Here is a 13616-nt window from a genome sequence, read left to right as displayed (position 1 = left end):
CGGGTGCGACCCGCTGCGACAAGATTGCGCCTCGCCCCTCCCCTTGCGGGGGGTTCTGAAGGGGGCCAGGAGCGCATTGAGCCGGGGGGCGCTGCCCCCTCCTGGAGCGCCAAGAAGCGGAGCCGCCCCCTTCTTTGTATCGCATGCAATCGAAACGCGCTATATTACCCCATTATCCCGAAAAAACTTGACAATGACTTTGACAACATGTTATAAAGTTAAATGTGGTATGATCAAGTTAAGGATTTATAAATAGCTGCCGATATAATATAAGCAGATTAGACGGTTAGCCGATGAAAGCTAAAGTGGAGGTTTAATATGAACACAGAGTCAATCAACAAGACCATCGAAAAGGTCAGGGAAGGACTCAAGACAGAAGGCGGTGACATTGAAGTTATCGAGATCAGGGATAACGTCCTGTATGTGCGCCTGATCGGCTCCTGTCAGACCTGCCCCATGTCCTCGATGACAATGAAAAACTGGGTCGAAAAAACCATCCTCTTCGAACTGCCCTCACTCAGCGCTGTAAAGGCGGTGCAGGCAACATGATACGGATATGTTACCATAATGCTCGAATACACCTTGGATCGTTGATGTGTCTGCTAATAATCTTGCTTATGCCATCTGCCCTCATGGCTGCTGTCAAGGTCAAGAATGAAATTAAGGACGTCCGCTATTTTGCCTCAAAGGACTATACGCGTGTTGTTGTGGATATGGTTGGCGATGCAAAGTTTAAGCGTGGTGAACTTAAGGACGTCAAGAAACTCTACTTCGACTTAGAAAATACTAAGGTTGGCTCATTCTCAAAAAAGACGATCATGGTAGAAAACGCCATCTTAACAAGAATCCGCGTGGGACAGTTTGACCCAACCACAGTCCGGGTGGTCTTTGACCTCGACAACTACGGCCAATACAGGCTATTCACCCTCACCAACCCCAGCAGGATCATCGTTGACATCTTCGTCAGCAAGGGAGGCGCCAACCAGGGAAATGAGGAACAAGCGGCTAAAAAATCAAAGGAATCGCTACAAAAAGAACCCCTGAATGAGCCTGCCGTCGAAAAGTCCGAAGACAAATCATCCGGCAAACAAACCGATAAACCGTCGGAGGAATCCAAAAAAGAGATAGCCAGGGGCGGCAAACCCGACCACTCAGACTCGGCACACAATAAGGAGACAAAACGTATCGAGCCGGCTTTTGCCAAAAAACGCATCGTCATCGACCCCGGTCACGGCGGCCATGATCCCGGCGCCATTGGAAAGACCGGCATGAAGGAAAAGCACATCGTCCTCGATGTCGCCCTCAGGCTGGCAAAGCTGCTGCGTGACAAGTACCACTACGAGGTGTTTCTCACCAGGAGCAAGGACGTCTTTATATCGCTTGAGGAGCGCACGGCCATTGCAAACTCCAAGGCCGCCGACCTCTTTGTCTCCGTCCACGCCAATGCCAATAACACTCCCTCCATCAAGGGAATCGAAACCTACTTCCTCAACTTCACAGACGATAAGGAGGCCCTGCGAGTGGCTGCCCGTGAAAACGCCATCTCCATAACAAAAATGAAACAGGTACAGTCAGAGCTTGGCGTAATACTGGCCTCCCTTGCCCGTGAAAGCAAACGCGATGAGTCCCTGAGACTTTCGCATTTTATACAAAAATCTATCGTCTCTAATCTCAACGATAAATTTGGCGGTGTCGTAGACAACGGAGTCCGTCAGGCCCTGTTTTACGTCCTGGTGGGTGCATCGATGCCTTCCGCTCTGGTGGAGATATCATACCTGACAAACGCTCAGGAGGAAAAACTCCTTAAAACCAACGCATACAAAGAAGAACTTGCCGCCTCCATCGCCCGAGGCATTGGCCAGTACGTCTCCACCTTGCCCGACGCACCCGAATATGCCTCGGCCTCGGCGGTAAAAAGGAAGTAAAAATGAGGATTGAACACAGGTGACACCACTGGCAAGGATGCTTGTTTACTTTGGGGGAGTTGTACTGGTTTTTGTTGTACAAGATACCGTGTTTTTTCTGGCAGCCGCATTTTTGGCCATCTGTACCTTCGTGTTTTTCCCCGGCAAGAGATTCCGTTCCGGTGCGATACCCATATCGATCTTCCTTGCTGTAACGTTTGCCGGTAATCTCATGTTCAAGGAAGGTCGTATCGTTTTCAGTCTCTATGGCCTCGAAATAACGCATGAAGGCTTAACCTCTGCCACGGTAACAACCGCCAGGACGCTTCTGATGATTATCGGAGCAAAACTGTTGCTCTATGCCGTCAGCGTTGAGGAGCTGGCTGGCGCCGTGGGGAGGCTCCTGAGACCGTTGCGAGTTTTAAGGCTGCCCGTTGAGGAGTTCACCGAAATGATGCTCCTGACGCTAAAGGCATTCCCACTGCTCAAGGACACGATGACGACGCAGTACAGGGCCAGGATGGCCGCCGCTGGTGCCGATGGTCTGACCCAAAGGGCCGCAATTGTGTCGTCGTTGCTTGTCTCCGTGTTGAGCGACATCCTTGTAAGCCCTGAGAAGTTCTTTGATGCCAACAAGGATGAGCAGAAGGCATGATTGACGTCCTGATCAAAAACGCCCTGGTGTATGATGGCAGTGGTGGAGCCCCTTTTGTTGCGGATATTGGTATTACGGGGGATCGGATCGTCTTTGTTGGCGACTTCGTGGGGGTTGATGCCGACCGTGTCATAGATGCGCGGGGGCTTGTGGCATCGCCGGGGTTTATAGACGTGCATGGACACTCGGAGTTCAGCCTGTTTGCATATCCCAATGCCGATTCAAAGCTGCTTCAGGGAGTCACTACGGAAATCAACGGCAATTGCGGTTTTTCAGCCGCCCCAATCTCAGGCCCTGCCATAGACCACCTGGAGCGGGAATTCATAACTTACAGCATAAAAGACCGCTGGCACTGTTTCAGGGATTTTTATGCCAGTCTGCAAAGGCTTAATCCGGCTATAAACTTTGCCACCCTTACGGGGCACGGCAATCTGAGGGCATCGGTGCTGGGCTATGAGGACGTCCCGGCAACCCGGACGGACATAGAAATGATGTCGCTGCTGCTGCGAGATGCCGTATCGGAGGGAGCCATAGGGTTGTCCTCGGGGCTGATTTACTCCCCCGGCGTGTACTCGGACAACGACGAAATCGTGGACATTATCAACGCCGCAGCCATAAACGACCTGCTCTACGCAACCCACATGCGAAGTGAGGGGGACTTCCTGATTGAATCCGTCCAGGACACCATAGAGGTTGCCCGCAGAACGGGAATAAAAATTCATCTGTCACACCTCAAAACTGCCGGTAGCCGCAACTGGTACAAGATCGACGAACTTGTCTGCGTCATCGAAGAGGCACGAGCCAGTGGCATCCGTCTGACCTGTGATCGGTATCCGTACACGGCCTCGCAGACATCCCTGGATACCGTAATGCCGTCGTGGGTCTACGAGGGCGGCGATGAGCTTGAACTTCGTCGTCTCTCAGACGGAGAACAACTGTCCAGGATCAGGGAGGAGTTGCGCGAGCGAATTGAAAACGTCCCCTACTGGGACAGCGTGATGGTCTCCACGGTCAGGAGCGAAAAGAACAAGCCCATGGAAGGGCACCGGATCGGCGAAATCGCCAGAAGTCGCGGGGTTGAACCGTTTTCCCTTGTGACCTCATTGTTGATCGAGGAGAGGCTTGCAGTTGACGCCATCTTTTTCTCCATGAGCGAAGACAACCTAAGACGGATTCTGTCCCTTGACGTGTGCATGGTCGGTTCGGACAGCTCGATCCGGGGTTATGCCGGGTGTGTTGGTAAGCCGCATCCGCGGGGATTTGGGGCCTTTCCGCGCTACATCAGCCGGTACGTTCTTTCGGAGGGGCTGATGTCGTTGCGGGACGCCATCAGGAAGATAACCGCCCTGCCCGCCCAAACCTTTGGCTTACACAACAGAGGCATAATCAGGGAAGGCGCCTATGCCGACGTTGTCGTTTTTGACAGGGACAGCATAATGGACTGCGCAGACTTTGAAACCCCCTACTGTCAGCCAAAAGGCATTGAGTATGTCCTTGTAAATGGCACGGTAGCCGTTGAAGTCGGCACGATCAGAGAAGAAAACAGGTATCTTCTTAAAAAAGCATGGTAAAATGGGGTCAAGGGGGCTGGCCCCCTTGCGGGGGGTTCTAAAGGGGGGCGGAGCCGCCCCTTTCTTTTCTTCTTCTTAGGGAGGTGAACTATTACCTATAAACTAAAATATCTTTGTACCTCTAAATATTACGCCAGGGTTTGAACTCTTATTGATACCTGCGGAGGGTGTCGGTCTCTCCGTTCCTGTTGATAGGGCAGGTGTGGTTTGGGTCGTGGGAGCAGGCTGTGGGACAACAACAGGTGCAACGGTAGCAGGTGGGGCGGCAGCAGAGGACGTCTCAGGGGTTGAGCGCCTGATACCAATTGAGAGACGAAATCTGTATATGTTCTGTGCATCCTTCTGTGGTTCGCCCTTGAGCTGGACGCTTTGTACGGAACTGGATGCACTGAGCGCCTTTATTGCCCCTGCCGGATCGGAGGACGTCAGGGCGGCCTCTACGCCACCGTAGGAGATGTTCAAATGGTTTACGTAGGTACCATATGAGAGGGCACCTGCAAGGGCGTCTATACACTCAACAGGGTTTGGGGCCTGGCCGAGCTTATTTTGCAGTTCTTCTGCCAGCTTGGTTGTCGTGTCTTTTGACTTCAGGTTGACCAGTAAGGTTACTTGTTTGTTTATCTTTTTTGTTTTATCTTGTACGGAATTTATAGAATCGTCGATTTGTCTGATGGTGAAATATGCCCATGCCACATAGCCACACACGGCATATGCAGCAAGCCTGTACAGCAGAGGCAGGTTTGCATTTGAGTGTTGGTTGGTTGTCTTAAATGGTTTCAGGTTTATGCGGTTGAGTCGGCCAAGCGATGGTGGATGGGGTGTAGGTTGTTGCAGGTAGGAGTTGATGTGTCTGATGTCCTGTCTGAAGTTGCCGAGTCCGTGCAGAAAGAGGTCGATATCGGTCTGCCTCAGCGGATGCACAAAGGTACGACTGTCGATAAACCCCCTGGAGTCGTGGGCAACCGCATAGTCAAATGCCGCGTGGTTGTAGATAGTGACCTCCGGTTGGGCCGATATAAACAGCGCATCCTCGGGGATGACGTAAGCGCATTGGAGGTCTCGTGCATGTCCCCGAATCAACTGCGACGGCCATGCCCATATATCAGCAAGGCTGTAGTTGTTGCGGGAGTCAAACAGCCTGTAATGGAAGTCCGGAGCGTTTATCATGGGAAAGAGGTCTGCCACGTCGTTGGCGATGATCCCGGCGAGGTTCTTTGTGGATGTGGGGGGATATTTAGCACGTCTGTAGTGTAGCAGCTCCTTGCTTACGATCAGTACGTTTTTGTGCAGGAGGCCCTCCAACGCCGTAGTTTTCTTGCCGATGGTTTTCTTGTCGATTGCGGGCATTGTATCCTGCCGCACTATCAACGTGCCCTTGACCCTGTAGAGGTCAACCCCCCGGCCATGTACGTAGAACGCCCTCATCACCCCTCCCGCCAATAGAAGACCTGGTATGGAGAGAAGTCTCCTGCGTTTAGACCGATGCCGGTGCTTATCGTATACAGGGCGCTGTTGAGGCTGCACTGCACCGTTACATCGAGGTACATTGATGGTGTCAGGTAGTCCCTGTCCAACGACGGTGTCAGCCCCGTACCGGAGAGCTTATTGAAGTCATCCAGGGAGTCCACGGAGGCCGAGCTTGTGTAATCGGTAATGGCCTTGATGGCGTCCGGGGTAAGGTTGAGGTATGCGTAGAGTACCTCGGCAGATGCGCTGTTTGGGTTAAATCCAGTCGATGGCAGGATGGTTATACAGGGACGCAGTTTTCTGAAAAAGTCCACGTCCATCCCCCGTATGAGCAGGAGTTCCTCCGTGTACTGAAGCTCTGAGTTGGCAGGCGTGTAGTCTCTTGCTTGTGCGCGGTAGTAGTCGATTTCGGCGCCGTTGGGGCGGGCTATGTCATCGCCATCTGTCCAGTCGTTTATGCTGTCGGTTAGTTCGGATATGTTTTTTGTATTGTCAATGTGGTACATCAGGCGAGTGAGTTCGTTGCTCATGCCATAGGCCACTGATACCTTGCCGTTGCTGTCCTGGATGCTGATGGTGACGTTGTTGCCGATCTTTACGGCGGCATTGTTGATGGGCAGTTGTGCGGTGCCCAAGAGAGTCTCATCGGAGAGAACAAGGCGGTCGTTTAACATCTTGCCGGTGAGAGTGGCATATATGAACGATTCATAGGCTGAAGTAGCTGCCACCATTGCCTCAGACTTGTCCTTGAGGGCAGCAGCGGCCTTGAGGTGTTCCTTCACGATCCAGTTAAACCCCACGCCGATCGTTATGATGATCGCCGACAGAAAGATCGTCAGCAGCACCGCCGACCCCTCTTGTGGCCTACCGTGCGAACACGCAGGGTTATTCATAAAGTGCTCCTCTATCAGCATACCGTAATATGATAGCCTAAAGACGATACAAAAAAACACTCTATAGACAATTGGCACACTGTGAATTTTGTCCGCCTCCGGGAATCTTATCCGTTACAACGGAAGTTTCAAAACTTTCACGGTAAAAATGAACATTGACAGCTAATGAACATTGACAGCTATTGATGAAGTTATGTACAATATGACTATTGAATGATAGTGGCTTAGGATGAGGAATGAATGCGCAGTACTACCATGTATTTTCATTTCTATAGTTATACCTTAACACAGAATACAAAAAAAGGAGTTGCTGGTATGTTTATAAGAAAGTTGCCTTTAAAAGTCAAATTATATGGTTCATATATAGCACTGTTTACAATGTTTGCTCTTTTCGCTGTTTACATAGGTGGTGAACTTGTAGAATTAAAGAATGATTTAATCAATTATAAAGAAACTGAGAGTCAATTGAAGGATGCCAAATCCATCCAGCTTTACATAGCCAACATATGGCAGTTTTTTACCGATGCAGCGTTGACAAAAGATGCCAATGTTATTGAATAAGAAGCCAGACCGAACTATGACAAGGCTATGTCAGCACTGTCTACGATGAAATCAAAGATGAAACATGAACAGGATAAACTAAACTTAATGGAAACTAATTTTAAGGAAATGTGGGCAATTGGAAACAAAATGTTCATTGCGTATAAGGAAAGCCAGGAACAAGGCGATGTCGTAATGGATGAATATGATAAGGCCTGTGATAGGGCAATAGAGACATTAGGGAGTTTTGTAGATACGATGGAAAATAACGGACAAAAACAGGCCGATGAAATGCAAGAAATGACTTTGAACATGATAAAGTACACAATCATTGTGGCAGCAATAGTTCTTATCTTAAGCATAACCCTCAGTATAATTATCTCCGGCTCTATAATGGGTCCGCTTAAAGAGGCCGTACAATTAACCGGACTCATGGCAGAGGGAGACATGCAAAAACGCCTTAATGTTGAATCCACAGATGAACTTGCACAGCTTATGATAGTTATAAACATACTGGCCGATAAGCTCTGCGGATTTATAGATACAGTGAAAACGGTGGCATCCTCAGTAGCCGAATCAAGCAGTGTTATAAAGATAAGCTCGGAAAATGTCTCAACCGCTGCAACGCAACAGGCGGCATCGATACAGCAAGCATCGTCAGCAACCGAGGAGATGGTGTCAAATATCAAGAAGAACGCAGTAAATGCCTCAGAGACGGAAGTAATATCCATGAAGATTGTAAATGAGACAAATCAAAGTGGTATGGTTGTCATGGAAACTACAGACGCCATGAAGGAAATCGCATCAAAGATTTTGATTATAGAGGAGATATCGCGTCAGACCAACTTGCTTGCTCTCAATGCGGCCATAGAAGCTGCCAGGGCAGGTGAACAGGGTAAGGGATTTGCCGTAGTTGCCTCCGAGGTGAGAAAACTTGCAGAAAGAAGTCAATCTGCCTCTATCGAAATAGGCAATCTTTCATCTAAAAGTATTCAGGTTGCCGAAAAGGCGGTAAATATGATAAAATCACTTGTACCATCCATTAAACAAATGGTAAACCTCATTCATGGTATTAGTGTCTCGACAAACGAGCAAAGTCATGGAGCAGACCAAATTAATAAAGCCGTTAATGTACTGGATATAACGATACAGTCAAACGCTGCCGCTTCTGAGGAGCTGGCGGCAGCAGCAAGTGAACTATATGAAAACTCTAAAAAACTGCTTGAGGCACTTGGCTTTGGTGTATGTAAAACCTCGGATGGACACCTTAAAATAGAGCAAACGTGAAAAGTAGCCAATTAGCCTTACATTAAGCAGATTTAGATTGGATTAAATACAAAACACACGGCATTTTTATGGGGTCAAGGGGGCCATACTCCCTTGTGGGTTGGTCTGAGGGAGGGGTGAGGCACCCCCCATAAAAATGGCGGAGCCGCCTCCCTTCTTTCTTGTTTGCCTTTAGTCTTTGTATCCTTCGCTGAGTTCCACGATGTTTCCCTCGGGGTCCTTCAGCCAGACGGTGCGCCAGCCCTTGATGAAGTCGTCGAAGTTCAACGGTCCGAGTGTTATTTCGGCGGCGCTGCCCATCTCCTTGAGCTTGTTGTCAACGCTATCGACGTTGAAGGAGAGGTGACGCAGTCCGGCGTAATGCGGCCCGTCGGCTACGGCCTGTGGTACGGGTCTTGGCTCTTCGGCCTCAAACACCTCCAGGTATACGCCTTCGTTGTTTCTGAGCATTATTATCTGCTTGTCCCCAAGGGCGATGACCCGGGTTCGCTTAAATCCGAGGTGCTTTGTGTAAAACTCCTCCATCACGGCCTGATTGTTGCACGTTAAGCCAACGTGTGCAAAGCTGATCTGTCCCATATCTATATCCTCCTTGAGTTTAAAGGGTTCACTAACTTGCGTTTATAATCATATCCGCAACCTTTTCTCCAATCATCACACATGCAGCGTTGGGGTTGCCACTGACGATGTTTGGCATGATTGAGGCATCGGCCACGCGCAGATTTGTAACACCATGCACCCTAAGTTTTGGGTCTACAACGGCCATGTCGTCATAGCCCATCTTGCACGTGCCCACCGGGTGCCAGATCGTGGAGGCCCTGCCCCTAACCTCTTGGCGTAACTGTTCAACCGTTTTGCCATCGGTGGGGTATAGTTCACCGTCGGCGTACTGACTAAGCGCCCTGGTCTGGGTTAGCTTTTTCGTTACATCGATGGCCGATACCAGGACATCAACGTCGCGCTCACACTTGAGGTAGTTGTTGAGGATCACCGGGGAGTCAGATGCCGAAGTCGAGCGCAATTTCACAAAGCCACGGCTCTTGGGCTGCACCAGGACGACAACAAAGTTGATATGGTGTCCCTTAAAGTCGGGGATGAATTCCGGTATGCCGGAGTTGAAGTTTATCTGTAGGTCTGGTGCGGCGGCCTCCATGGCATCACGGGTGCGGAGGAACAATCCCGCCTCTCCCAAAAATACAGGTCGCTTGACTTCCTTTTTGGACTTGTACGGGATTGCCATCAGGACGTGGTCGTGGAGGTTCTGCCCCACACCGGGCAGGTCTGCTACGACATCGATACCGTGTTGTCTCAGGTGGTCTGCCGGACCCACTCCCGATAACATGAGCAGTTTGGGGGAGTCGTAGGCGCCCGCACTCAACACCACTTCTTCAGTGACACCGGCGGTTATTTCGGCCCCGTCGCGGGTGTATTTGACACCTACTGCCCTGCCGTTTTCAAACAGGATGCGGCTGACATGGGCATGTGTGTGTATGACGAGGTTCTTGCGGTTTGCAATTGGCTGTATGTAGGCCACCGATGTGCTGCAACGCTTGATGTCCCTGGTAATGTTGAGCTGATACAGGCTGGCCGTGTTGACGGACTCGGCCCCGTTGTAGTCGCCATTGGGGGCATTGAAGCCAAGTTCTGCGGCGGCATTGGTAAAGGCCACTGCGGCATCTGTGGGCACCGGATTGACCATTACACAAAGGGGGCCGTTTGTGCCGTGATACTGGTCTGCTGTGTTGTAGTAGCTTTCAGACTTTATGAAGTACGGCAAGACGTCCTTGTAGCTCCAGCCTTCGTTACCCAGGGCGTTCCAGAGGTCGAAGTCTCGCCGGTTGCCACGGACGTGGATCATGGCATAGAGCACACTCGAACCGCCCATTACCTTGCCCCTGGTCATATGCAACTTGCGGTTATTTAGGTAGGGTTCGGGCTCGGTTTCGTAGTTCCAATCATACTGCGATCCCCACAGTTTAACGACGTCGGCGGGGTTGTGCATCTCCGGTTTGTCGTCCGGTCCTCCGGCTTCCAGCATCAGGACGGAGTTTCTGGGGTTGGCGCTCAGTCTGTTGGCCAACACACAACCTGTCGAGCCTCCGCCTATTACGATATAGTCATATTTCGTCATTCTATAAGCTCCTTTTCTATAATGGTTCGGTGACAAAAGAAGGGAAGGGAAAGAAGGAGGGCGGCTCCGCCCCCTCCTCAGACCTCCCCTGCAAGGGGGCCAGCCCCCTTGACCCCTACAGTATACTCAACATTTCACTACCGTCTGTAACGAAACTGGAAGTGTCTGCGATGGTTCTCTATCTTGTACTCCGTGTTGCCAAATAGCAGCAGGCGTGAATAAAACTCCGGCAGGGCAGGGCTTCCATACTCAAGCATCGGATAGGGATATGGCCCCACCTCCGGCATTATCGAGGCCACGGCGGGCAGACTTGCCTGGTCAAGCCTCTTCATCTGTTCATCGGTCAGGGTGAAGTCCAGGCAACCTAGGTTTTCCTTTGTTTGTTCTACGGTGCGGGCCGAAAATATCGGTATGGCCACCACCCTCTGTTGCATTATCCAGCGCAGGGAGACCTGTACGGGCAGACGACCGATCTCATCGGCAATCTTTACGACCTCGTCCATGATCCTGAGGTTGCGCACGGTGACGTTATGCCAGTAGTGACGCTTGTTATCATCGACCTCGTCAATCAGTCTGTATAACTCGTTGGGGTTAAGTTTGCCGCGGTTGTACTTGCCCGTTGCGATCCCACCACCCAGGGGCGACCAACACACCCAGGCGATATCAAGTTCATCGCACATTGGCAGGAATTCCGGCTCACAGGAGCGTTCCGTGATGGCGTACTCCAGTTGCGTAGCCACAAAGGGCGTCCAGCCGTGGAAGTCGGCTATCGTATTGGCCCGTGCCATCCACCATGCGGGGTAGTTGGATGCCCCAACGTAGAGCACCTTGCCCTGACGCACGAGGTCGTCCATGGCACGCAACATCTCGTCCATGGGGGTTGTGAAGTCGTAGATGTGTGCCCAGAGCAGGTCTATGTAGTCGGTCTTGAGGCGCTTGAGGCTTCCCTCTACCGATCTGACCATGTTTTTGCGGTGATTGCCGTTGCCGTTGGGGTCGTTCTGGTCGGCAAGACCGTCCACGAGGGAGTACTTGGTTGCCACAACGAGTCGGTCGCGGTTTGGATGAATAAGCTCCCCTAAAAACTGCTCGGACTGACTCTCCTGATAGCGGTTTGAGGTATCGAGGAAGTTACCGCCGGCCTCCACGAAGGCGTTAAATATCTTGCGGCTCTCTTCCTTGTCGGAGCCGATGCTGCCCCAGTTTGTGCCAAAGGTCGCACATCCCAGACCAAGCTCCGATACGCGTAGTCCGCTGCGGCCTAAGAGTCTGTATTTCATTGTTGCCATCATTACCTCCTAAACGTTTACTTGTTCTTAGAAGTTATACCGAACACCGATGTGGGCATCCCAGAAACTGACGTTAGGCCTCATCCAGATGCCATAGGCGTCCACGAGGGTTTTATTGGACTGTATGTACTTACCCCCCATATACACATCAAAGTGTTTGGACATCTCATAGGTAACACCAAACCTTGGTGAGATAACAAAGACAAAATCCGAAACTGTGCTCAGATTGTAACCTTCGCCATTTTTACCTAGCCCACCTTGACTTGTCGGTAAGTTTGCAAAAGCATCAAGAGACGGGGATGACAGACCCTTTAATATAGACCTGTTAACACCCAATCCAAGCCCCACATATGGTGACAGGTGAGAGGTAAAACCCTTCACTGAGGGGGCGAGTTTTCTGAGAGGAAAGTCATAGTATATAACCAACGAGTAAGAATCGACGTCTACGCTTCCCACAGCGTCCTCGATCTTGTCTGCCATGAGGTGCAATTCTACCACATCATTCTTATTAAACTGTCTGGCGTATTCCAGTTCAAACCTGAAGTTCTGCAGGAATGTATTATCCAGTTCCTCCAGGCGTAAACCAATCGCCGCTGTGATCTCAGCACCGGTTTTGAAGGCCATCTTTGCTGCCGCATCATTAACGGTCTGGCGCCAGCTAAGGCCAGTGCCGGCACTTACGTAAAAGGGTGTCCGTCCTGTATCAGCCGCAGCGGCATACTGAAATGTCCCAACAACTGAAAGCATCACCAACAAAACGGTAAAATATAGTCTTTTCATCGAAACATCCTTAGAAGTTGTACCGAACACCGATCTGACCATCCCAGTAGTTGAGGTTGGGCCTGTTCCAGGTGCCGTTTGGCAGACTCGCGTAAGAATCCAGGAGGACGTCGTTGGATTTTACGTACTTGGCCCCTAAGTACACATCGAAGTTCTTTGACACCTCGTAGGTCAGACCAAATCTCGGCGATATGGCAAAGACGAAATTTGTGGTTGTGTACAGGTTGAAGCCTTGCCCGTTTCTGCCCAATCCGCCTTGACTTGGCGGCATGTTTGCCCAGTAATCAAGCCCGGGGCTTGACAGACCCTTTACGATGACCCTGTTAAAGCCCAATCCAAGTCCCACATATGGCGATAGGCGTGAGGCAAAACCCTTGACTGTGGGATCGAGTTTCCTGACGGGAAAGTCATAGTATATCACCGCCATGTAAGAGTCGGAGTCTATGCGTCCAACGGCATCCTCGACCTTGTTTCCCATACCGTGAATCTCAATTGTATCTACATCGTCAAACTGCCTGGCGTATTCCAGTTCAATCCTGAAGTTTTGCAGGAACTTGTTATCCAGCCTCTCAAGGCGCACACCCACTGCCGCAGTGATTTCCACTCCGGTATTGAAGGAGAGCTTTCCGCCCGAATCATCGGCATCCCCGCGCCAGCTAAGGCCAGTACCGGCACTTACGTAAAAGGGTGTCCGTCCTGTATCAGCCGCAGCGGCATACTGAAATGTCCCAACAACTGAAAGCATCACCAACAGCAATGCTACAAACGATCTCTTAATCATCATAACTTCTTACCATTCCTTCTATCTTAATCTTTATGCTTTGTTGCATCAAATCTAAAGGGAAGGGAGAGAGAGAGGGGCTTCGCCCCCTTACCCCCTATAAGGAGGGCGGCGCTGCCCCCTCCTTAACCTCCCCCGCAAGGGGACCAGTCCCCTTGACCCCTTCCTGCGGCAGCTCAGGCGAGCGAACCATCAGGATACTGTACCATCCCGGCAAAATGTACCTCTATCTTGCCATCCCGCAGCACCCAACTATCCGCAAAACGCATCTTGGGATTGCCGCCCTCTACCTTCATCTCAATGGCCTCAACTATCATC

13 protein-coding genes are annotated in these 13616 nt (G+C 50.8%); 6 read left to right on the top strand and 7 right to left on the bottom strand.

The annotated features are described in order from the left end of the window. The first annotated feature begins 318 nt into the window (after window positions 1–318). Genes HWQ67_RS04635 through HWQ67_RS04620 form a run of 4 tightly spaced genes read left to right on the top strand, consistent with a single transcriptional unit; the run spans window position 319 to window position 4130 of the window. Window positions 319–549 (top strand): NifU family protein, encoded by a 231-nt coding sequence (locus HWQ67_RS04635; protein WP_218251479.1) that lies wholly within the window; start codon window positions 319–321, stop codon window positions 547–549. Beyond that, a complete protein-coding gene (locus HWQ67_RS04630; protein ID WP_218251478.1) occupies window positions 546–1925 on the top strand; it encodes an N-acetylmuramoyl-L-alanine amidase in 1380 nt (459 codons plus the stop codon). Before HWQ67_RS04635 ends, HWQ67_RS04630 begins: the two co-directional genes overlap by 4 nt. 19 nt (window positions 1926–1944) lie before the next feature. Further along, complete coding sequence (locus tag HWQ67_RS04625) at window positions 1945–2559, top strand: CbiQ family ECF transporter T component (RefSeq protein WP_218251477.1); 615 nt, start codon at window positions 1945–1947, stop codon at window positions 2557–2559. After that, complete coding sequence (locus HWQ67_RS04620; protein WP_218251476.1) at window positions 2556–4130, top strand: N-acyl-D-amino-acid deacylase family protein; 1575 nt, start codon at window positions 2556–2558, stop codon at window positions 4128–4130. Before HWQ67_RS04625 ends, HWQ67_RS04620 begins: the two co-directional genes overlap by 4 nt. 102 nt (window positions 4131–4232) lie before the next feature. Here the strand turns inward: HWQ67_RS04620 and HWQ67_RS04615 are convergent, their stop codons facing one another. Together HWQ67_RS04615 and HWQ67_RS20160 are read right to left on the bottom strand one after the other, a co-directional pair. Continuing rightward, entirely contained in the window at window positions 4233–5555 is a 1323-nt protein-coding gene (locus HWQ67_RS04615) for a lantibiotic (srt) production protein (RefSeq protein ID WP_218251475.1), read from the bottom strand. Beyond that, window positions 5555–6568, bottom strand: a complete 1014-nt coding sequence (locus HWQ67_RS20160; protein ID WP_218251474.1) for a general secretion pathway protein GspK — start codon at window positions 6566–6568, stop codon at window positions 5555–5557. The genes HWQ67_RS04615 and HWQ67_RS20160 overlap by 1 nt, the downstream gene beginning before the upstream one ends. A 237-nt stretch (window positions 6569–6805) precedes the next feature. Between HWQ67_RS20160 and HWQ67_RS04605 the strand changes: the two genes are divergently transcribed. Then, window positions 6806–7051 carry a hypothetical protein gene (locus tag HWQ67_RS04605; protein ID WP_218251473.1) on the top strand — a complete coding sequence of 82 codons (246 nt, stop codon included), beginning with the start codon at window positions 6806–6808 and terminating at the stop codon, window positions 7049–7051. A 45-nt stretch (window positions 7052–7096) separates the two neighbouring features. After that, window positions 7097–8317: a methyl-accepting chemotaxis protein gene (locus HWQ67_RS04600; protein ID WP_218251472.1), complete on the top strand. Its 1221-nt coding sequence runs from the start codon at window positions 7097–7099 to the stop codon at window positions 8315–8317. A 171-nt stretch (window positions 8318–8488) separates the two neighbouring features. Here HWQ67_RS04600 and HWQ67_RS04595 read toward each other — a convergent pair whose 3' ends face one another. The 5 genes from HWQ67_RS04595 to HWQ67_RS04575 form a co-directional block, all read right to left on the bottom strand. Continuing rightward, window positions 8489–8896, bottom strand: a complete 408-nt coding sequence (locus HWQ67_RS04595; protein ID WP_218251471.1) for a VOC family protein — start codon at window positions 8894–8896, stop codon at window positions 8489–8491. A gap of 31 nt (window positions 8897–8927) precedes the next feature. After that, window positions 8928–10448, bottom strand: coding sequence for a GMC family oxidoreductase (locus HWQ67_RS04590; protein WP_218251470.1), 1521 nt, complete (start codon window positions 10446–10448; stop codon window positions 8928–8930). 137 nt (window positions 10449–10585) lie between these two features. Beyond that, window positions 10586–11740 carry an aldo/keto reductase gene (locus tag HWQ67_RS04585; RefSeq protein WP_218251469.1) on the bottom strand — a complete coding sequence of 385 codons (1155 nt, stop codon included), beginning with the start codon at window positions 11738–11740 and terminating at the stop codon, window positions 10586–10588. Window positions 11741–11764: 24 nt separating this feature from the next. After that, window positions 11765–12517 carry an outer membrane beta-barrel protein gene (locus HWQ67_RS04580; protein ID WP_218251468.1) on the bottom strand — a complete coding sequence of 251 codons (753 nt, stop codon included), beginning with the start codon at window positions 12515–12517 and terminating at the stop codon, window positions 11765–11767. Between the two features lie 10 nt (window positions 12518–12527). Further along, the gene (locus HWQ67_RS04575; RefSeq protein WP_218251467.1) at window positions 12528–13301 is read right to left on the bottom strand and encodes an outer membrane protein; all 774 of its coding nucleotides are present in this window, start codon (window positions 13299–13301) and stop codon (window positions 12528–12530) included. Between the last annotated feature and the right edge of the window lie 315 nt (window positions 13302–13616).

It is taken from the genome of Candidatus Magnetobacterium casense (genome assembly GCF_019173545.1).
GTDB classification, from domain to species: Bacteria; Nitrospirota; Thermodesulfovibrionia; order Thermodesulfovibrionales; family Magnetobacteriaceae; genus Magnetobacterium; species Magnetobacterium cryptolimnobacter.
This window is presented reverse-complemented; position numbering and strand designations above follow the sequence as displayed.